Source organism: Sphaerisporangium rubeum, from assembly GCF_014207705.1.
GTDB classification, from domain to species: domain Bacteria; phylum Actinomycetota; class Actinomycetes; order Streptosporangiales; family Streptosporangiaceae; genus Sphaerisporangium; species Sphaerisporangium rubeum.
Genome location: NZ_JACHIU010000001.1, coordinates 6,434,924 through 6,454,102, shown reverse-complemented (window position 1 = coordinate 6,454,102; position 19,179 = coordinate 6,434,924). Strand labels below are relative to the sequence as shown.

Annotated in this window: 20 protein-coding genes; 14 read left to right on the top strand and 6 right to left on the bottom strand. The window is 70.5% G+C overall.

Annotated elements, in window-relative coordinates:
* Positions 1–5 precede the first annotated feature (5 nt).
* Positions 6–665 (bottom strand): TetR family transcriptional regulator, encoded by a 660-nt coding sequence (locus BJ992_RS27185; protein WP_184985773.1) that lies wholly within the window; start codon positions 663–665, stop codon positions 6–8.
* Between the two features lie 181 nt (positions 666–846).
* Here BJ992_RS27185 and BJ992_RS27180 point away from each other — a divergent pair, with 181 nt between their 5' ends.
* The 7 genes from BJ992_RS27180 (at position 847) to BJ992_RS27150 (ending at position 6,536) form a co-directional block, all read left to right on the top strand.
* Positions 847–1,917 carry an acyl-CoA dehydrogenase family protein gene (locus tag BJ992_RS27180; protein WP_184985771.1) on the top strand — a complete coding sequence of 357 codons (1,071 nt, stop codon included), beginning with the start codon at positions 847–849 and terminating at the stop codon, positions 1,915–1,917.
* On the top strand, positions 1,911–3,065 hold the full coding sequence (locus BJ992_RS27175; RefSeq protein WP_184985769.1) for an acyl-CoA dehydrogenase family protein: 1,155 nt from the start codon (positions 1,911–1,913) through the stop codon (positions 3,063–3,065). The genes BJ992_RS27180 and BJ992_RS27175 overlap by 7 nt, the downstream gene beginning before the upstream one ends.
* A 12-nt stretch (positions 3,066–3,077) precedes the next feature.
* A complete protein-coding gene (locus tag BJ992_RS27170) occupies positions 3,078–4,031 on the top strand; it encodes a bifunctional MaoC family dehydratase N-terminal/OB-fold nucleic acid binding domain-containing protein (protein WP_343072870.1) in 954 nt (317 codons plus the stop codon).
* Complete coding sequence (locus BJ992_RS27165) at positions 4,031–4,438, top strand: MaoC/PaaZ C-terminal domain-containing protein (RefSeq protein WP_184985767.1); 408 nt, start codon at positions 4,031–4,033, stop codon at positions 4,436–4,438. Before BJ992_RS27170 ends, BJ992_RS27165 begins: the two co-directional genes overlap by 1 nt.
* A gap of 72 nt (positions 4,439–4,510) precedes the next feature.
* Positions 4,511–5,683, top strand: coding sequence for a thiolase C-terminal domain-containing protein (locus tag BJ992_RS27160; protein WP_184985765.1), 1,173 nt, complete (start codon positions 4,511–4,513; stop codon positions 5,681–5,683).
* Between the two features lie 152 nt (positions 5,684–5,835).
* The gene (locus BJ992_RS27155) at positions 5,836–6,114 is read left to right on the top strand and encodes a CopG family transcriptional regulator (RefSeq protein WP_184985763.1); all 279 of its coding nucleotides are present in this window, start codon (positions 5,836–5,838) and stop codon (positions 6,112–6,114) included.
* The gene (locus BJ992_RS27150; protein WP_184985761.1) at positions 6,111–6,536 is read left to right on the top strand and encodes a hypothetical protein; all 426 of its coding nucleotides are present in this window, start codon (positions 6,111–6,113) and stop codon (positions 6,534–6,536) included. The genes BJ992_RS27155 and BJ992_RS27150 overlap by 4 nt, the downstream gene beginning before the upstream one ends.
* Position 6,537: 1 nt before the next feature.
* Here BJ992_RS27150 and BJ992_RS34010 read toward each other — a convergent pair whose 3' ends face one another.
* Positions 6,538–8,328, bottom strand: coding sequence for an RNA polymerase sigma factor (locus tag BJ992_RS34010; RefSeq protein ID WP_184985759.1), 1,791 nt, complete (start codon positions 8,326–8,328; stop codon positions 6,538–6,540).
* A 369-nt stretch (positions 8,329–8,697) separates the two neighbouring features.
* Between BJ992_RS34010 and BJ992_RS27140 the strand changes: the two genes are divergently transcribed.
* The 6 genes from BJ992_RS27140 (at position 8,698) to BJ992_RS27115 (ending at position 13,629) form a co-directional block, all read left to right on the top strand.
* Positions 8,698–9,738: an ATP-binding cassette domain-containing protein gene (locus BJ992_RS27140; protein ID WP_184985757.1), complete on the top strand. Its 1,041-nt coding sequence runs from the start codon at positions 8,698–8,700 to the stop codon at positions 9,736–9,738.
* Positions 9,731–10,393, top strand: coding sequence for an ABC transporter permease subunit (locus tag BJ992_RS27135; RefSeq protein WP_184985755.1), 663 nt, complete (start codon positions 9,731–9,733; stop codon positions 10,391–10,393). Before BJ992_RS27140 ends, BJ992_RS27135 begins: the two co-directional genes overlap by 8 nt.
* Complete coding sequence (locus BJ992_RS27130; RefSeq protein ID WP_184985753.1) at positions 10,390–11,061, top strand: ABC transporter permease subunit; 672 nt, start codon at positions 10,390–10,392, stop codon at positions 11,059–11,061. The genes BJ992_RS27135 and BJ992_RS27130 overlap by 4 nt, the downstream gene beginning before the upstream one ends.
* 38 nt (positions 11,062–11,099) lie before the next feature.
* Positions 11,100–12,029: an ABC transporter substrate-binding protein gene (locus BJ992_RS27125; RefSeq protein WP_184985751.1), complete on the top strand. Its 930-nt coding sequence runs from the start codon at positions 11,100–11,102 to the stop codon at positions 12,027–12,029.
* Positions 12,030–12,105: 76 nt separating this feature from the next.
* Positions 12,106–12,585 (top strand): flavin reductase family protein, encoded by a 480-nt coding sequence (locus tag BJ992_RS27120; protein ID WP_184985749.1) that lies wholly within the window; start codon positions 12,106–12,108, stop codon positions 12,583–12,585.
* Between the two features lie 141 nt (positions 12,586–12,726).
* Complete coding sequence (locus BJ992_RS27115; RefSeq protein WP_343072869.1) at positions 12,727–13,629, top strand: maleylpyruvate isomerase family mycothiol-dependent enzyme; 903 nt, start codon at positions 12,727–12,729, stop codon at positions 13,627–13,629.
* Here the strand turns inward: BJ992_RS27115 and BJ992_RS27110 are convergent.
* Entirely contained in the window at positions 13,613–14,086 is a 474-nt protein-coding gene (locus tag BJ992_RS27110) for a MarR family winged helix-turn-helix transcriptional regulator (protein WP_343072868.1), read from the bottom strand. The genes BJ992_RS27115 and BJ992_RS27110 overlap by 17 nt on opposite strands.
* Before the next feature lie 59 nt (positions 14,087–14,145).
* Here BJ992_RS27110 and BJ992_RS27105 point away from each other — a divergent pair, with 59 nt between their 5' ends.
* A complete protein-coding gene (locus BJ992_RS27105) occupies positions 14,146–14,550 on the top strand; it encodes a cupin domain-containing protein (protein ID WP_184985747.1) in 405 nt (134 codons plus the stop codon).
* Positions 14,551–14,573: 23 nt separating this feature from the next.
* Here BJ992_RS27105 and sppA read toward each other — a convergent pair whose 3' ends face one another.
* The 3 genes from sppA to BJ992_RS27090 form a co-directional block, all read right to left on the bottom strand.
* Positions 14,574–16,265, bottom strand: coding sequence for a signal peptide peptidase SppA (sppA, locus tag BJ992_RS27100; protein WP_184985745.1), 1,692 nt, complete (start codon positions 16,263–16,265; stop codon positions 14,574–14,576).
* A 48-nt stretch (positions 16,266–16,313) separates the two neighbouring features.
* Positions 16,314–18,584 (bottom strand): 1,4-alpha-glucan branching protein GlgB, encoded by a 2,271-nt coding sequence (gene glgB / locus BJ992_RS27095; protein WP_184985743.1) that lies wholly within the window; start codon positions 18,582–18,584, stop codon positions 16,314–16,316.
* A gap of 105 nt (positions 18,585–18,689) precedes the next feature.
* Positions 18,690–19,145: a hypothetical protein gene (locus tag BJ992_RS27090; RefSeq protein WP_184985741.1), complete on the bottom strand. Its 456-nt coding sequence runs from the start codon at positions 19,143–19,145 to the stop codon at positions 18,690–18,692.
* Between the last annotated feature and the right edge of the window lie 34 nt (positions 19,146–19,179).

Genomic DNA, 19,179 nt, shown 5'->3' with positions numbered 1-19,179 from the left:
GGGTGTCAGGAGGCGAGGTCGGCGAGCAGCCGCTCCGCCACGATCTCGATGCGCTGCTGTATCTGCTCGTAGGTGCGCCGTCCGCGCAGCATCTCGAGCAGTTCCTGCACCCACACCGCCGACACGGCGCTCGCGAGGGTGAACCGCGCCTCACCCGCCGACTCGGGGGTGAGCCCGGAGACCCGCAGCAACAGCCCCGCCATGCGGTCGGCGAACGGTGTCTCGACGTCGGCCATGATGAGCGACCGGATCAGCGCGTCGGCCAGCTCGGGCTCACGCATGAGCCCGCGGGTGGCCCGCATCAGCACGTCGACCGCGCGGCCCGCCGGGGTGGCGGCACGCGGTGGACGCCGCTCGATGCTGCTCTCCAGCAGGTCGATCTCCTCGCTGACCACCGCGACGACGAGATCCATCTTGGAGGGGAAGTAGCGGTAGAGCGTGCCGAGCGCCACTCCGGCGCGTTCGGCGACCGTGCGCATCTGCATGGCCTCGACGCCGCCACGCGAGGCGAGGGCCGCGGCGGCCTGGATGATGCGCTTGCGCCGCTGGTGCTGGCTGCGGGTGCGCACGCCTGAGGAGACACCGGCGGTGACAGGGTGAGGCGCGGCCGGACGGGGGTCGGTGCGAGGCGCCGTGGTCGCCGTGCCGGCCTGCGTGGTGCGCATGAGAACACGTTACCGGATTACCCGCAGGTAGACCTTGTTACCGGCCGGTCAACATTGAATGCCGTTCTTCCATGTTCTTTGTGATGCGCTCACTCATCGCCGGCGATCTTCCACGGAAAGGCTATGGACAGCGAATAGAATGTGTTCTAGTTTGCGGCTGACACGCTCAAGGGGGTGCTCGATGGATTTCACCCTGGACGAGACCCAGGCCGAGCTGCGGAGCCTGGCCGCGGGCCTGTTCGGTCGCGAGACGGCCGGCGACGACACCAAGCCGTACGACACGGGGCTGTGGGCCGCGACCGCCAAGGCCGGCCTCGTCGGCGCCTGCCTGCCGGAGGAGTCCGGCGGCGCCGGGCTCGGCGCCGTCGAGATGGCCGTCGTGCTCCGCGAGGCCGGGGCCCACGTCGCGCCGATACCCCTGCAGGACGCACTGGTCGCCGGCATGGTCGTCGGCCGCCACGGCTCGGCCGAGCAGCGCGCCGCGCTGACCCGCCTCGCCGAAGGCGAGATCGTGCTCACCGCGGCCCCGCTGGAACCCGGCCGCGACCTAGGCGCCGAGCCGCTCACCACCGCACGCGAGGACGGCGACCGCCGGCTGCTGACCGGCCGCAAGACCATGGTCGGCCACGCCGCCGAGTCCGAGGCCATCCTGGTGCCGGCCCGCACCCCCCGAGGCGTCGGCCTGTTCCTGGTACGTCCACGGGACGCCACCGTCCACCCCGTGCCGACGGCCACCGGAGAGCCCGCCGCGGCGCTGACCCTCGACGACACCCCCGGCGACCCGGTCGGCGCCGACGACGGCGCCGCGTTCACCCTGCTGCGCCTGCTCACCCTCGCCGCGATCACCGCCACCGCCTCAGGCGTGCTCGCCGGCGCGCTCGACCTCACGACACAGCACATCAGGACCCGCAGGCAGTTCGACCGCGTGCTCGCCGAGTTCCAGGCCGTCACCATGCAGATCGCCGACGTCTACATCGCGGGCCGCGCACTGGACGTCGCCATGTGGTCCGGCGCCTGGCGCGTCGACCAGGGCCTGCACGCCGAGGCCGAGCTCGACCTGGCCGTCGCCGCGCACACCGTCGCCGACGCCGGCCTGCTCGCGCTGTACACCTGCCAGCACCTGCACGGTGGCCTCGGCCTCGACGTGACCTACCCCCTGCACCGCTACTTCGCCTGGGCCAAGCACCGGGCCCACCTGCTCGGCGGCGTGGAGGCCCGGCTCGACGCGATCGGAGAACTGGTCCGATGCTGATCGACCTCACCCCCGAGCAGAAGCGGCTCCGCGACGAACTGCGCGACTACTTCGCCGGCTGCCTCACCCCCGAGGACCGGGAACGGCTGGCCGAGGACCCGTTCGGCGCGGCGTACATCGAGCACTGCCGCAGACTCGGCCGCGACGGCAAACTCGGCCTCGGCTGGCCCAAGGAGTACGGCGGCGCCGGGCTCGGCCCCCTGGAGCAGCAGATCTTCGCCAACGAGATCGCGCGCGCCGAGGTGCCGTACCCCATCATCACGCTCCAGACCGTCGGCCCCACCCTCATGCAGTACGGCACCCCCGAGCAGAAGGAACACTTCCTCCCCCGCATCCTCGCCGGGGACTGTCACTTCGCCATCGGCTACAGCGAGCCGGACGCCGGTACCGACCTCGCGTCCCTGCGCACCACGGCCGTCAGGGACGGCGGACACTACGTCGTGAACGGCCAGAAGATCTTCACCTCCGGCGCGCACCACGCGCAGTACATCTGGCTCGCCGCGCGCACCGACCCCGGCGCCAGGAAACACCGCGGCATCTCCATCCTGATCGCCGACACCGCCGACCCCGGCTTCTCCTGGACCCCGATCGTCACCATGGACGGCCGCCACCACACCAACTCCACGTACTACAGCGACGTACGTGTCCCGGTGGACATGCTGGTCGGCGAGGAGAACAAAGGCTGGGACCTGATCGTCAACCAGCTCAACCACGAACGTGTCACCCTCGGCCCGGCAGGCAACCTGGCCCGCGTGAGCGACCGCTTCGCCGCCTGGGCCCGCCGCACCGGCGTCATCGAGGAACCCGCCGTACGCCGCGCGCTGGCCCGCGCGCACGCCTGCTTCCGCACCAACGAACTGCTGAACTGGCAGGTCGCCGCCAACATGGACCTCGGCTGGCTCGGCGCACCCGACGCCTCCGCCACCAAGATCTACGGCTCGGAGCGCATGCAGGAGATCGGCAGGATCGTCGGCGAGACCCTGGCCAGGTACGGCGACCCGTCCGACCCCGAGACCGCCGCGTTCATGGAGTCCATGGACCAAGGGGTCAAAGGCGCGATCGTGCTGACCTTCGGCGGGGGAGTGAACGAGGTGCAGCGCGAACTGATCGCGATGCTCGGCCTGCGACTACCCCGGCCGCCACGCTGAGGAGGAGACCTGGTGACCACGACGGCGGGATCGGACGTCCACGAACGCCTCATGGCTCTGGCCGATGAGCAGATCGCCGTGGGGGAGGTGCGCGGCGCCGCCGCCGTGGACCCGGTGAACCTGCCGATGATCCGCCACTGGGTGGACGCGATGGGGGACGCCAACCCGCTGTACACCGACGCCGATTTCGCCGCCGGCACGGTGCACGGCGAGATCGTGGCGCCACCCGCCATGATCCAGGTCTGGACGATGGCCGGCGTGCGGACCGAGACCGGCGCGAGCCCCATCGGCGGCGTGCTCGACCTGCTGGACGCCGACGGCTTCACCGGCGTCGTCGCCACCAACTGCGAGCAGACCTACCACCGCTACCTGCGGCTCGGCGAACGCGTGGCACCCGCCACCCGCCTGACCGGCCTCACCGGCCCGAAGACCACCGCGCTCGGCGCCGGGTACTTCGTCACCTGGGTCATCACCTGGTACGTCGGCGACGAACCGGTCGCCGAGATGATGTTCCGCATCCTGAAGTTCCGGCCCTGGGAACAGAAACCGGCCCCGGGGAGGCGCGACCCCTATCCGCTGCGTCCCGCCGTCAACCGCGACACCGCCTTCTTCTGGGACGGCGTGCGGGCCGGCGAGCTCCGGATCCAGAAATGCGGCGACTGCGGCGAACTACGGCACCCACCCGGTCCGTTCTGCACCGCCTGCCGTTCGCTCAACCGCACGTACGTCACGGCCGCCGGGACCGGCGAGGTGTTCAGCTACGTCGTCCACCACAACCCCCCCGTCCCCGGCCCCCGCACGCCGTTCGTCGTCGCCGTGGTCTGCCTGCCGGAAGGCGTGCGGATGGTCGGGAACATCGTCGACTGTCCACCGGACCAGGTCACCGTCGGAATGCCGGTACGCGTGACGTACCGCGAGATGGACGACGACCTCACCCTGCCGATGTGGGCACCCCGGGAGGCCTGATGCGCACCCTGACCCAAGCGGAGATCACCCTCGGCACGGCCCTGCCGCCGCTGACCATCAACCTCACCCCCACCACCGTCGTCTCCACCGCCATCGCCACCATGGACTTCACCCCCGTCCACCACGACGTCGAGAACGCACGGGCCCAAGGCTCCAAGGACATCTTCCTCAACATCCTCACCACCATGGGCCTGGTGGAACGCTTCGTCACCGACTGGTCCGGACCGCAGACCCTGATCCGCGGCATCAACGTCCGCCTCGGCGTCCCCGCGTACGCCGGCGACGTCCTCACCATCACCGGCGCCGTCGTGTCCTGCGTGAACGGCGACTTCACCGTCGACGTCCGCGGCGCCGTAAGCCTCGGCGACCACGCCACCGGCACCGTCAGATTCCGCCTCCCCCACTGACCCACCAGATTCCGTCCCCCCACGGACCCGGTTCATGGAAAGGCACCTTCTTCCCCAGAAAGGCGTACCGAGGTGAACTCACTCTCCGGCCGCACCGCCATCGCCGGCATCGGCGCGACCGAGTTCTCCAAGGAATCCGGCCGCACCGAACTCCAGCTCGCCGCCGAAGCCGTCCACAACGCGCTCGACGACGCCGGCCTGAACCCCGCCGACGTGGACGGCATGGTGACCTTCACCCAGGACGCCAATCAGGAGATCGCCGTGGCCAGGGAAACCGGCATCGGCGACCTGTCCTTCTTCTCCCGCGTCGAGTACGGCGGTGGCGCCGCCTGCGGCACCGTCATGCACGCCGCGATGGCCGTAGCCACCGGCGCCGCCACCACCGTCGTCTGCTACCGCGCCTTCAACGAACGCTCCGGCCGCAGGTTCGGCCAGCCCAACGCCGGCCTCGGCGGCGAACCGTCCTCTCTAGGCGTGGAAATGAGCTGGCACGTCCCGTACGGCCTCATGACCCCCGCCGCCTGGGTCGCCATGTTCGCGCGCCGCTACATGCACGTCTACGGCGCCACCTCGGAAGACTTCGGCCGAGTGGCCGTGGCCATGCGAAAACACGCGTCGACCAACCCCGCCGCCTGGTTCCACAACCGTCCCATAACCCTCGACGACCACCAACGCTCCAAATGGATCGTCGAACCCCTCCACCTGCTCGACTGCTGCCAGGAAAGCGACGGCGCCGTAGCCCTGGTCGTCACCTCGACAGACCGGGCCCGCGACCTCCGCCGCTCCCCGGCCGTCATCACCGCCGCGGCCCAAGGCTCCGCCACCGGCCAGATGATGATGACCAGCTTCTACAGAGACGACATGACCGGCCTCCCCGAAATGGGAGTGGTAGCCGGAAAACTCTGGTCAATGTCCGGCCTCACCCCCGCCGACATCCAGACCACCATCCTCTACGACCACTTCACCCCCTTCGTCCTCTGCCAGTTGGAAGAACTAGGCTTCTGCCCCAAAGGTGAGGCAAAGGACTACATAGCCGACGCCGCCATAGAACTAGGCGGCCGCCTCCCCGTGAACCCCAACGGCGGCCAACTCGGCGAAGCGTACATCCACGGCATGAACGGCATAGCCGAAGCCGTCCGCCAACTAAGAGGCACCGCCGCCAACCAGATCCCCGACACTCGAAACGTAGTGATAACCGCCGGCACCGGCGTCCCCACCAGCGGCCTCATCCTCACCACCGACTGACCACCCGGATCCCGACCTGTAGGGAAGGTGCCGTGTCGGCTGAAGAACGGCATCGAATTCTGTGTGTGCTCACGTGGATACAGGCGGTGAAAGCATCACCACACACGTTCGTAGCTGGTATGAAGGGTGGCACCCGAAGTATGGTCTGAAGTATGGCGACGAAGAAGGTCACGGTGACGATCCCCGAGGAACTGCTCGACGAGATCCGAGCGGAGGCAGCCGAACGAGGTCTGTCGGCCTACGTCGCGGAGGCGCTGCGGTTCAAGCGTGACCGTGATCGGTTGCTCGAACTGGTGGGTTGGCTGGAGGAGGAATACGGTCCCGTCACCGAGCAGGAGCGGGAAGCCGTGCTCGAAGAGTTGGAGGATCTCGACGCTGAGCATGAGCGTCGGCGTGCCGTCGGCAAGGGCAGCTCAGGAGAGGCCGCGTGAGCAAGCAAACCGGCGGACGTGGTCAGCCGCCGCCGAGGGTCTTCGTGTTCGACTGCGAAGCATTGTCTCTGGCGGTGCGCGGGGACAGAAAGACGATTGCCTGGCTCGACCTCGCGGCGCGAGGACAGGTGGAGGTCCTGACCTCCCCGATCACGGTGGTCGAGGCTCACGACGGCAGAACCACGGAGCGGCGCTGGGATTGGGTCCTGTCCCGGCTCAACGTTCCCGATGTCGGCAAGGCTGATGCCCGGCTGGCGCGCCGGCTTCTGGCCGAAGCCGAGCTGCATGGTCACAAGCACGCGATCGACGCGGTGCTCGCCGTCATCGCCCGGCGGCAGAAGGGGCAGGTGACCGTCTTCACTTCGGATGTTGACGACCTGGAAAAGCTCGTCCCGGACACGATCGTCGTCAAAAAGGTATGACTCACGGTGTGACGATGGTGGGGACGGCGAAGAAGACCGTCAGGGCGATGGCTACGCAGAGGATGAAGCCGGCCAGTTCCCACAGCCAGTCGTAGTGGTGTTCGCCGATTTTGATGGGTTTTTGGCGTTTGTGCTGGCGGGGTTGGCGGGGGCGGGGGCCCATGGTGCCGCGGGACGATCTGGCGGGGCGGGGGGTTCTGACGGGGGCCGTGGTCTCGGCGTCCGGTGCGATGTCTTCCGCTGGATCGGAGGCGGTTGCCGGTGCGGCGGTGAGGTCGGTGGCCGAGGAGGTCTCGGCGGCGGGGAGGGAGGGTTCGCTGTCCTGAACGGGGGGGTCCGTCACCGGGTCCTTGGTGGGGACGGCGGCGGTGGCCACGGTGGGCCGCTCGGTCTCCGGGTCCGGGAGGGGGGTGTCGAGGACGGGGGTTGAGGTCGCGGCGGTCGCGGTGTCCGGGGTGGGGGTCGCGGAGAAGGGGGCCACCTTGCGGTCCGGAGGCGGGGTCTTGCGCCTGCGACGGGGCTGGGTGGTGGTGTCGGAGAGGGGAGGCGCGGTGTCCGCGGTGGGGTCCGCGACGGTGTCCAGGACGGGGGCCGCTGAAAGGGTGGGATCTGGGGTGGGTTCGGTGGTGGTGCCGGGGGCCGTGTCGGCGGCGAGCGCGGGGGAGGTGGCAGGGACGGCGGTCATGGGCTTCGGCAGTGGTTTGCCGAGGGCCAGGAGGCGGCGGCGTTGGCGGGTCGGGGGGGTGGTGGGGCGGGGGGCCGTGTCGCGGACCTTGGGGAGGGGTTCGGTGGTGGCCTCGTGGCGGGAGCGGCGGCCGGGGACGGGTGGGGTCAGTTCCGGGAGGTGCTCGGAGGTGCCGGACACGTCGGCCACGTCGGACGTGGCGGAGACGGTCGGGCCGCCGGCGGGGGGCTCTGCCGGGTCCGGGTGGCCGGTGCGAGGCGGGGAGATGGGGAGTTTCTTGGTGGGGAAGACGCCGACGGTGGTGAGGGGGTCGGGGGTGGCGAGGGGGAGGGGCCACTGGGAGGTGGTGGGCCAGCGATGGGAGTCGGCGGCTGAGGTGAGCGGGTCGGCCCCGTAGGTTGCCGAGGTGGTCGGGTCGGCCGGGTGGGTTTCGGTGGGGGTGGGGGCGGCGAGTGGGGGGGTGGCCGTGGGGGGGTGGCCGGTGGTGGTTTCGGCGGTGGGGGCTGTGGGGAGGCCGCGCAGGATGCGGGTGCGGAGGGACGCGGGTGGGGGGTGCCAGGGGAGGCGGGACAAGGCGTCCTCTGGACGGGCCACGGTGAGGGCTTCGTAGACCTCGGCCACGGCAGGAGGGAGGCCGTGGATGGTGAGGGCCGAGTTGACGGAGTGGGAGAGGGATTGCGCGAAGCGCGTGCGCGCGCTGAGGACGAGGGACTCGGCGGTGTCGGCGGCGACGTCCAGGACCCAGGAGAGCTCGGCGGTGTCCAGGCCGCAGACGGCGGACAGCAGGAGGACTTCGCGCTGGTGGGGCCGGACCTCGCGCAGGACGCGCTCGATGAGTGCGGTCGGCGGGTCGGCGACGGGGTCGACCGAAGGGAAGGCGTAGGCGACGTCGCGGCGGTAGACCTCGCGGCGGGCCAGTGCGTACAGCGCGGCACGGGGAGGCTCGACGGCAGGCACGCGGGTGAACACGGCGGCGAGCGCGTGACCGGCGGAGGTGGTGTCGCCGAGCTGGTCGTGGCAGTACGCGAACAGCCCGGCGGCGTGACGGTCGTAGAGCTCGGCGACCACGGCGGCCCGGGGACGCGCGTCGGTGAGCGGTGTGGTCACAGCCGGTTCCTCTGGAATTCTCGCGCGGGGCCGCAGGTTGGGCCTGAGGAGGATGAGACGTGGGAGGTCAATCATGCCAAGTCCCCGGCGAGCGCGGCACCAAACGATGCGAGTTTGATAAATATCGCGAAAGCCCAGGGAAGCCATCTGCCGATATCACGGTGAATTACCGACATGCCTCTGTGACCAGGGATTTCCGGTGGATTGTCGGTGATCGCCGTAGTCTGGGGCAGGGTAAGGCCGTGTGGACCACCGGTCCGCGCGTCACCTACGGTGGGGGCTGCCAAGCGGGTGGTAGCCGTGTCGCCGTGGCGGCCGACTCGACGATCCCGGGCCAGCCGGTCCCGGCCGAGAAGCACGAGGTCGTGCGTGATCACATTTGAAGGCGTCACCAAGCGCTACGCGGACGGAACGGTGGCGGTCGACGATCTCAGCATCGAGGTGCCGACGGGAAGCATCACGGTGTTCGTCGGCCCTTCCGGCTGCGGCAAGACGACGTCACTCCGCATGATCAACAGGATGATCGACCCCACCGAGGGCCGCATCCTGCTCGACGATCAGGACATCAGGAAGATCGACCCTCCCACGCTGCGCCGCGGCATCGGATACGTCATCCAGCAGGCGGGCCTGTTCCCGCACCGCAAGATCGTGGACAACATCGCCACCGTCCCGTACCTGCTCGGCTGGGACAAGAAGAAGGCACGCGCACGCGCGACCGAGCTCATGGAACGCGTCGGCCTGGACCCCAAGCTGGCCGGCCGCTACCCCTTCCAGCTCTCCGGCGGCCAGCAGCAGCGCGTCGGCGTGGCACGCGCGCTCGCCGCCGACCCGCCGGTGCTGCTGATGGACGAGCCGTTCAGCGCGGTCGACCCGGTGGTGCGCACCAGCCTCCAGGAGGAGCTGCTGCGCCTGCAGGCCGAGCTGCACAAGACGATCGTGTTCGTCACCCATGACATCGACGAGGCCATCAAGCTCGGCGACACCGTGGCGGTGCTGCGCGTCGGCGGCAAGCTGGCACAGTTCGCCGCGCCGCCTGCTCTGCTCTCCGACCCCGCCGACGAATTCGTCGAGGGTTTCCTCGGCAAGGACCGCGGCATCCGCCGCCTGTCGTTCGTCCCCGCCACCGGCCTGGAGACCGGCGACAAACCCGAGTTCCCCGGGTGGACGCTCGTCCTGGACGACGACCGCCGTCCTCTCGGCTGGCGCGCCGACGGCGACGGCGGGCTGTACCCGGCCGGCACCGTCGACCTCGCCAAGGACTCCCTGCGTGCCGCCTTGGACGCCTCGCTGATCGCGCCGTGCGGCTGCGCCGTCGCGGTGGACGGCGACGGCGTGTTCGCCGGGGTCGTGACCCGCGAGGCGCTGGACGGCGCGCTGGCCCGCGCGTCGGGGGTGGCGGCCCGTGGGTGAGGAGCCGCTGGTCCGCTGGGACTGGATCGGCCGCAACTGGCCGACCATCCAGGAGCTCCTGCTCGACCACATGATCATGGCACTCGTGCCGGTGGTGCTCGGCCTGCTCATCGCGCTGCCGCTCGGTCTCGCCGGTGCGCGGTGGCGGGTGCTGTACCAGCCGACGGTGAGCCTCATGAACGTCGTGTACTCGCTGCCGTCGCTGGCGGTGTTCATCGTGCTCATCCCGATCACCGGTCTCGCCGAGCGGGCCACGGTGATCGTGCCGCTGACGTTCTACTCTCTCGCCGTGCTGATCCCGGCGGTGGTGGACGGCCTCGCCGCGGTCCCCGGCCACGTACGGCAGTCCGCGGTCGCCATGGGCTTCGGCCCGACCCGGCGCCTGCTGCAGGTGGAGCTCCCCATCGCGGTCCCCGTGGTGCTGGCGGGCCTGCGGGTCGCCACGGTGTCCAGCATCAGCCTGGTCAGCGTCGGCGCGCTGATCGGCCGCGGTGGCCTCGGTTACCTGTTCATCGACGGCTGGCAGCGGCAGTTCCCCACCCCCATCGTCGTCGGCATCGCGCTGGTGGTCGTGCTCGCGGTGTTCGCCGACGGGTTGCTCGTGCTGGCGCAGCGGCTGCTGACGCCGTGGGCCAGGGCCAGGAGGACCACGTGAACTGGCTGCTGGACTTCTTCGGCAACTCCGCGAACTGGTCGGGTTCCAGCGGCATCCCGGTACGGGTGCTGGAGCACGTCGAGTTCTCCCTGGCCGCGCTAATGCTCGCGACGCTGATCGCGTTGCCGCTCGGCCTGCTGATCGGCCACACGCGGCGCGGCGCGCTGCTGGTGGTGGTCGCGGCCAACGCGGCGCGCGCGCTGCCGACCCTCGGCCTGGTGGTGCTGATCGTGCTGCTGGTGGGGGTCGGCACGACCTGGCCGGTGCTGATCCCGCTGGTGGCGCTGGCGGTGCCGCCGATCCTGGTGAACACCTACGAAGGTGTGCGCGGCGTGGACGAGGACCTGCGCGACGCGGCGTACGGCATGGGCCTGCGCGGACGTCAGGTGCTGCTGCGCGCGCTCGTGCCGGTGGCGCTGCCGCTGATCCTGCTCGGCCTGCGCATCGCCGCGATCCAGGTGGTCGCGACGGCCACCGTGGCGGCGTACGTGGGGCTCGGCGGGCTCGGCCGTTTCATCATCGACGGACTGGCGACCAAGGACTACCCGAGCACGATCGGGGGAGCGGTGCTCGTGGCCGTGCTGGCGCTGCTGGTGCAGGCCGGTTTCTCGCTGCTGCAGCGGGTGGCCGTCTCGCCGGGTGTGTCCCAGCGGGCCAAGGCCCGATAGTCTTCAATACCCCCTGTTTTAGAAGGGAATATTCATCAATGAGAAGAACGATAGGCGCCGCGATGGTCACCATGGCCGCGGTGCTGACGCTTGGAGCCTGCGGCGGAGGCGGCGACCCGCTCACCGCCGCGAGCCCCGCCCCTGCTCCGGCCTCCTCGGGCTCCGGCGGCTCCGCGGGTTCCGGCAAGGTCGTGATCGGCTCGGCCAACTTCCCCGAGAACGTGCTGCTCGGCTCCATCTACTCGCAGGCGCTGCAGGCCAAGGGGGTGCCGGTCGAGGAGAAGTTCAACATCGGCAGCCGTGAGGTCATCTTCGGCCAGCTCGTCAACGGCTCGCTCACCGTGCTCCCCGAGTACAACGGCGGCCTGCTCAGCTTCATCGACCCCAACAGCAAGGCCGCGAGCACCGACGAGGTGAACGGCGAGCTGAAGACCAAGCTGCCCTCGCAGGTCGAGATCCTCGACTCCTCGCCGGCCGAGGACAAGGACTCCCTCACCGTCACCAAGGCCAGCGCCGACAAGTACAAGCTGACCTCCATCGAGGACCTCGCCAAGGTGGCGAAGGACTTCACGGTCGGCGGCCCGCCGGAGTTCAAGAAGCGCCGCGAGGCCCAGTTCAAGGACGTCTACGGCCTGACGTTCAAGGAGTGGAAGCCGACCGGTGAGACCACCGCGGACGCCATCAAGAGCGACGCCGTCCAGGTCGGCAACGTCTTCACCACCGACCCCAAGATCCTGATCAACGGCCTGGTGCCGCTGCAGGACCCGAAGAACGTGTTCAGCGCGCAGAACGTCACCCCGGTGGTCAACAAGGCCGCCGTGAACGACACCGTGCGCACCACGCTCAACGCCATCTCCGCCAAGCTCGACACGACCACGCTGACCGACCTGATGAAGCGCGTCGCCGTCGACAAGGACGACCCCCCGGCCGTCGCGAAGGACTGGCTCACCCAGAACGGCCTCCTTTAGGCCTCGTCCCGAAGGCGTCGTCCCCACGTACGGTGGGGACGACGCCTTCGTTGCGTTCCTCCGACGAGAAGAGCCCATGAACGAGTTCACCGAGGCGATGCGGCAACTGGCGGCCGGCGTGGCCGTGGTGACCGTCCGCGAGGGCCGCGACGACATCGGCACCACCGTCACCACCTTCGCGTCGCTGTCGCTCGACCCCCCGATGGCGGCGCTCAGCCTGGACTCGGCGGGCTACCTGTGCGAGGTCATGCTCCGCCACGACCGGTGGGCCGTCACCCTGCTCTCCGCCGGCCAGTCCGTGATCGCCAGCCGTTTCGCCACCCCCGGTCGGCCGAGCGCGCGCCTGCTCCTCGCCGGCGTCCCCCACCACCGAGGCTCCCGCACCGAAGCCATGATCATCGACGGCGGCGTGGCCGCACTGGAGGCCGAGACCACCCGCGTCGTCCCCGGCGGCGACCACACCCTGTTCCTCGCCACCGTCATCGCCGTCGACTACATCGACCCGTCCCACCCCCCGCTCGTCCGCCTGCGAGGCCGCTACCGTCCCCTGACCTGACCCCGCGAGCCACCGACACCTCCGGTCGGCCCCGCGAGCCGCCGCCACCCTGACCCGACCCCGCAAGCCGCCGCGACCCCTGGCGGGCTTCGCGAGATCAGTGGATCATTGAGGGGGTTCCCCATCCCGTGGAGGGTAGCTGTGGACGACCTCGGTGTGACGGTGCCGCAGGACCGGTGGGCCACCGCGCGCACCGCGCTCAAGGAGACCGGCGACCGCTTCGCCGCACTCGTCACCTCGGTCCCCGATCCCGCCGTGATGGCCACGAAGGACTGGACGATCGCGGAGACCGCCGCGCACGTCGTCGTCATCTCCCGCATGTACACGGCACTGGCCCGCGCGGACGGCACGCCGTTCCCCATCGACGGCCTCGACTCCGCCGTCGCGCCGGTCACGATCGAGACGGTCGGCCTGTTCAACGACATCTCCCTGGAGCGCTTCACCGAGCGCGACCTGAAGGTCCTCGCGGCCCGCCTCCGCGACGACATCACCGAGATCCTCCGCGTCACCGAGAACGCCGACCCCTCGGCCCCGGTCATCTGGCTCGGAAGTTCCGTCGTCCCCCTCGGAGGCCTGTTCGCTCATCTCGTCAACGAGCTGCTCCTGCACGGCTGGGACATCGCCACCGCCGCCGGCGTCCGCTGGCCCATCCCGTCCCGCCACGCGGCCCTCTTCTTCGACCTGTTCCTCCTCGGCATGCTCCGCAACGACACCGGCGACCTGCTGAACCGCCCCGGCCCCGTCTCCTCGAGGCGCATCGCCGTAAGGTTCCACTCCCGCCACACGACCCCCGCGCGCCTGGTGGCCCAGGCCGGCCGCATCACCGCCGAACCCCCGGGCCCCGGCACCGACGCGCATATCGCCTTCGACCCCGCGACACTCAACCTGATGCTCTTCGGCCGCATCTCCCAGCCCCGCGCCGTCCTGACCGGCGGCCTGATCGCCTGGGGCCGCCGCCCCTGGCTCCTGCCGGAGTTCCTCCACACCGTGCGCGTCCCCACCATCCCGTACGCTCGCGGCTCGGCGGCTACTGATAGCCGTTGAACCAGCCTGGCACGTCCAGGTGGAACAGGTTGGCCGGGGTGACCTGGCGCAGGTCGGACTCCAGTGCGCGCAGGCGGTCGGCGCCGAGGGTCTTGGCCCAGCGGGCCCGCAGGTCCTCGAAGATGCGAGCCGAGCGGGTGAGGCAGTCGACGCCTCGGTCGGTGAGGCGGACGGTTTTGCGGCGTGCGTCGTGGGGGTCGGTGACGCGGTGGATGTAGCCGAGGCGTTCGAGGTTGTCGATGGTCTTGCCTGCGGCCTGTTTGGAGACGCCGAGGGTGCGGCCGAGGTCGGCGGCGGTGGTGCCTCTCTGGCCGATGGCCTGGAGGACGAAGCCGTACATGGGACGCATGTCGGGGTGGCCCTGGCGGGACAGTTCGGCGTGGAGGTCGTCGATCATGGTGCGGAAGCCCAGGAAGAGCCGGAGGGGGAGCTCGAAGCCGGGTGGGTCAGTTGACACTGTGGACAACCTCGTTCACTATATAGACAACCACATTGTCGATTATGGGGGAGGGCTCCATGACTGTCATCCGTCGTGAGCAGTGCCGTACCACCGAGACGCCGAACGCCGTCATGACGACCTTCGCCTCACCGGCCCAGGGAGGCGCCGGGATCGCCGTCTGGCGGGTGGACATGGCCGCGGGACAGGCGGGGCCGCCGCACGCGTTCGACGTCGAGCAGGTGTGGACCGTGCTCGACGGCGGCGCGACCGTCGAGCTCGGCGATGAGACGTCCGAGGTGGCGGCGGGGGACACGGTCGTCATGGCCGCCGGGGTGCCGCGCCGCGTGCGCAGCGGGACCGGCGGCCTGAGCGCCGTCGTCGCGGCGCCGGCCGGGGGACGCGCGTACGGCGTCACCGGGGACGTGGCCCCCGGCTGCGCCGTCCGGGACGGTGACGAGCTCGTCCCGGCCTGGACGGTGTGACGTGCCATGACGCGCGCCTGCGGTCAGCGGATGGTCCACCAGCCCGGCAGGACGAGTGGGCCGTACGCCGGCAGGCCGAGCTCGGCGGCCACGCGGGTGAGAGGGCCCCAGGCCTCCACGCGGGTGAGCGCGGCGGCCTTGTCCTCGCTGGAGTCGGCGGGACGCAGCCGGTCCAGGGGGTGGACGCGGGGGTAGGAGCGCACCGGCGCGTCGGCGGGGAGGCCGGCCTTGCCGCGGGCCAGGGCCAGCGCGTCCTCAAGGCCGCCGAGCTCGTCCACCAGGCCGCCGCTGAACGCGTCGGCGCCGGTCCAGACCCGGCCGCGGGCCAGGTCGTGCGCACGGTCGCGGTCGAAACCCCGGCCCTGCGCGACCTTGCCGACGAAGTCGTCGTACACGCGGTCCAGCCAGGCGTTGATCCTGGCCCACTGGGGCTCGGAGAACGAACGGCTGGTGGAGTACATGCCGGAGTTGGCGCCGACGTCCACCGCCTCGTAGTTCACGCCGATGCGGTCCAGCAGCTTCTCCAGCGACGGCTTGCCGCCGAACACCCCGATGGAGCCGGTCAGCGTGCCGGGCTGGGCCACGATGACGTCGGCCCCCATGGCGACGAAGTAGCCACCGGACGCGGCGACGTCTCCCATCGAGACGATCACCGGCTTGCCGGCGCGGCGCGCCAGCAGCACCTCGCGCCAGATCGCGTCGGAGGCGACGTACGAGCCGCCGGGGCTGTCCACGCGGAACACGATGGCCTTGACGTGCTCGTCGCGCCTGGCCGAGCGCAGCGCGGCGCAGATGGTGTCGGAACCCATGGAACCGCCGCCGCCGAGCGGGCTGCGGCCACTGCGGCCGAGACGGATCATGCCGGTGCCGTGCACCAGCGCGACGACCTTCTCGCCGGGTTTGGGGAGCTTGGCGCCGATCCCCAGCGGTCCCTTGGCGTACCGGCCGACGTACAGCAGCAGATCGTCCTCGTCGCGGACCTCGTCGTACACCTCGTCGCGGTACGCCAGCCGGTCCACCAGCCCCGCCTCGACGGCCTCGGTGCCGATGAACGGCCCCTGGTCGATCAGCGCGCGCACCCGCTCGGGCTCGAGACCCCGGCCCTCGGCGACGCCGGCGACGATCTGCTCGATGACCGACTCGGCGATGCGGGCCGCGGACTCGCGGTGCGCCTCGGTCATGTGGTCCTGCGTGAACGTGTTGGCGGCGGTCTTGTACTCGTGCCGCTGCCCCACCTGGTAGTCCACGCCGAGCTTGGTGAGCGCGTTCTTCACGAAACGCTGCTCAAGCGAGACACCGGTCAGGCCGACGTCACCGGACGGCTGGAGGTAGATCTCGCCGAAGGCGGTCGCCAGGTAGTACGACACCGTGCCGGCGCCGAACTCGCCGAAGGTCTCGGAGAACGCCACGGTGCGTTTGCCGGCCTCGCGAAGCGCGGTCACCGCCGACCGCAGCTCCTGCACCATGGCGAGACCGATGGGCCGGCCGCCGATCTTCACGATCAGGCCCTTGACCCTGGGGTCGGTGCGGGCCCGCCTGAGCCCGGCGAGAATGTCGGCCAGGCGGGTCTTGCGCATGGACAGGAGCGCACCGAGAGGATCGGCCGGCGGCCCCTCGATGAGGCCGTCGGTGAGATCGAGTTCGAGGACCAGGGGAGCGCTGCGCCGCTGCCGGAACCGGTCGACCGTGTCCGTGATCGCCTTTGTCGCGTCCATAGCGACACCCTAGGCGACGATCCGGCGTGACAGGCGTACGGCGGCGGCTCAGTTCCCGGCGTCCACCTCACGCTCGCCGGACTCGTCAGACGACACGGACTCCTCCGGCAACGCGGACTGCTCAGGCGACGCGGTCTCTTCTCCCGATACCGACGCCGCGGACACCACGGGCTCCGGCGCCGGCTGGTGCAGCCACAGCGCGCCGAGCGGCGGCACCCGAAGGCGCGCCGAGTACGGCCTGCCGTGCCACGGCTCGGCCACCGCGTCCACGCCGCCGAGGTTGCCGACCCCGCTGCCGTGGTAGTCGTAGGCGTCGGTGTTGACCACCTCGTCCCAGCGGCCCCCGGACGGCAGCCCGACGACGTACCCGTCGTGCGCCTGGCCGGAGAAGTTGGCGACGCACACCAGCATCGAGCCGTCTGACCCGTGCCGCACGAACGAGAACACGTTCCCGGACGCGTCGTCGGCGTCGATCCACTCGAAGCCCTTCGGCGTGTGGTCCTGCGAGTAGAGCGCCGGTGTCGTGGCGTACACGCGGTTGAGGTCGCGCACCAGCCGCCGGACCCCCTGGTGGGGCTCGAAGTCCAGCATCCACCAGTCGAGCCCGCGCTCCTCCGACCACTCCAGGCCCTGGCCGAACTCACCCCCCATGAACAGCAGCTTCTTGCCGGGGTGGGCCCACATGAACGCGAACAGCGCTCGCAGGTTGGCGAATCGCTGCCACTCGTCCCCCGGCATCTTGCCGAGCAGCGACCCCTTGCCGTGCACCACCTCGTCGTGGGACAGCGGCAGCACGAAGTTCTCCGAGTAGGCGTACATCAGCGAGAACGTCATCTGATGGTGGTGGTACTGCCGGAACACCGGCTCGTGATGCAGGTATGCCAGCGTGTCGTGCATCCACCCCATGTTCCACTTGAACCCGAAACCGAGCCCGCCGAGGTGCACCGGCCGCGACACGCCGGGCCACGCGGTGGACTCCTCGGCGATCGTCACGATGCCGGGGGCCTCGCGGTACACGACCGCGTTCATCTCCTTGAGGAACTCCACGGCGTCGAGGTTCTCCCTGCCGCCGTAGACGTTCGGGGTCCACTCGCCTTCGCGGCGCGAGTAGTCCAGGTACAGCATGGAGGCCACGGCGTCCACCCGCAGGCCGTCGACGTGGAACTCCTTGAGCCAGTACAGCGCGTTGGCCACCAGGAAGTTGCGCACCTCGTTGCGGCCGTAGTCGAAGATGTAGGTCCCCCACTCGGGGTGCTCGCCGCGCCGGGGGTCGGAGTGCTCGTACAGCGGGGTGCCGTCGAACCGTGCGAGGGCCCACTCGTCCCTCGGGAAGTGCGCGGGGACCCAGTCGAGCAGCACGCCGATCCCGGCCTGGTGCAGCCGGTCCACGAGGTGCCGGAACTCGTCGGGGGAGCCGAACCGCGAGGTCGGCGCGTAGTAGGACGTCACCTGGTAGCCCCAGGACCCGCCGAACGGGTGCTCGGCCACCGGCAGCAGCTCCACGTGGGTGAAGCCCATCTCCGTGACGTACTCCACGAGCTGGTCGGCCAGCTCGCGGTACGTCAGGCCGGGCCGCCACGAGCCGAGGTGCACCTCGTAGGCGCTCATCGGCCGCTCCAGCGCGTCGCCGTCGGCCCGCCGCCGCATCCACTCGCCGTCCTGCCAGGTGTAGCCGGTGACGTCGACCACGGACGCGGTGGCAGGGGGTTGCTCGGTGCGGCGGGCCATCGGGTCGGCCTTGGACCGCCAGACCGAGTCGGCGCCGAGCACCGAGAACTTGTAGTGCTCGCCGGCCCCGACGCCTGGCACGAACAGCTCCCACACGCCGCTGTGGCCGAGGGACCGCATGGGGTGCGCGGCGCCGTTCCAGTGGTTGAAGCCGCCTTCGACGCGCACGCCGCGCGCGTTCGGGGCCCACACGGCGAACGCGGTGCCCTCCTCGTCGTCGTGCGTCATGACTCTGGCGCCGAGCACCTCCCAGAGGCGTTCGTGCCGTCCCTCGCCGATCAGGTGCAGGTCGACCTCGCCGAGTGTCGGCCAGTGGCGGTAGGGGTCGCCGGCCTCGTACGGCGCGGCGCCGGTGTAGGTGACGCGCAGGCGGTACGGCGGGACCTTGTCCACGCCGGGGAGGGTCACGGTGAAGACGCCGTACGCCTCGTGGGCCATCTCGTGCGCGGCGCCGTCCAGCACCAGCTCGACCTTCTCCGCGAGCGGTCGCAGCGCTCGCACGGTGAGGCCCTCGGGGGTGAGGTGGCCACCCAGGATCGCGTGCGGATCGTGGTGGGCTCCTCCGGCCAGCCGGTTCAGGTCAAGGTCCATCGGATCGTTATCGCTCCTCAGCACGGTCTTCGGTCATGTACCCCTGCCCAGGATCCTCGCGCCGACCCACGGCGACAGACCCGGTGCCCCCCAAAAGACGATTTTTCACCATTCCAGGACGCGGACGGTCTCGGTGGTCAGATCCACCACGACCCTCCCCACGTCCAGCCACTCGCCACCGGGGAACCGGATGAACACCTGCAGGCACCGATGCGCCTCGCACCCGTGCCGCCGGAAGATCAGCGTGTGCACCCGCAGGTCCGCCGCCGACCGCAGCCGCCGGCCCGCCGACCTCGCGTACTCGCCGCGTACGGTCTCGCCGAGCACCGGATGGGCCAGCAGCAACTCGGTGGCGTACCGCTCCTCCCACGGAGCGGGGGCCGGGCTCGGGTGCAGCGGCCCGAACGGATCGGCGCGCGGCGGCTGCACGGTCGCGATCGGCCGCACCTGCCGCGGCCGTGGCCCGTGCTCCACGGAGAGGCCGGCCACCAGCCCCGCGCCGAGCCCCACGGCGAGCGTGGCCAGCCCCGCCAGCGCCACAGTGAGCCGCCTCCGCGTCACCCGCACTCCTACGATCCGTCGTCGTAATGTGACG

Excerpts from the sequence above, each read along its gene's own strand:
- BJ992_RS27185 (WP_184985773.1), bottom strand. The coding sequence starts at position 665 with ATGCGCACCACGCAGGCCGGCACGGCGACCACGGCGCCTCGCACCGAC.
- BJ992_RS27180 (WP_184985771.1), top strand. The coding sequence starts at position 847 with ATGGATTTCACCCTGGACGAGACCCAGGCCGAGCTGCGGAGCCTGGCC.
- BJ992_RS27175 (WP_184985769.1), top strand. The coding sequence starts at position 1,911 with ATGCTGATCGACCTCACCCCCGAGCAGAAGCGGCTCCGCGACGAACTG.
- BJ992_RS27165 (WP_184985767.1), top strand. The coding sequence starts at position 4,031 with ATGCGCACCCTGACCCAAGCGGAGATCACCCTCGGCACGGCCCTGCCG.
- BJ992_RS27155 (WP_184985763.1), top strand. The coding sequence starts at position 5,836 with ATGGCGACGAAGAAGGTCACGGTGACGATCCCCGAGGAACTGCTCGAC.
- BJ992_RS27125 (WP_184985751.1), top strand. The coding sequence starts at position 11,100 with ATGAGAAGAACGATAGGCGCCGCGATGGTCACCATGGCCGCGGTGCTG.
- BJ992_RS27120 (WP_184985749.1), top strand. The coding sequence starts at position 12,106 with ATGAACGAGTTCACCGAGGCGATGCGGCAACTGGCGGCCGGCGTGGCC.
- BJ992_RS27105 (WP_184985747.1), top strand. The coding sequence starts at position 14,146 with ATGACTGTCATCCGTCGTGAGCAGTGCCGTACCACCGAGACGCCGAAC.
- sppA (WP_184985745.1), bottom strand. The coding sequence starts at position 16,265 with ATGGACGCGACAAAGGCGATCACGGACACGGTCGACCGGTTCCGGCAG.
- glgB (WP_184985743.1), bottom strand. The coding sequence starts at position 18,584 with ATGGACCTTGACCTGAACCGGCTGGCCGGAGGAGCCCACCACGATCCG.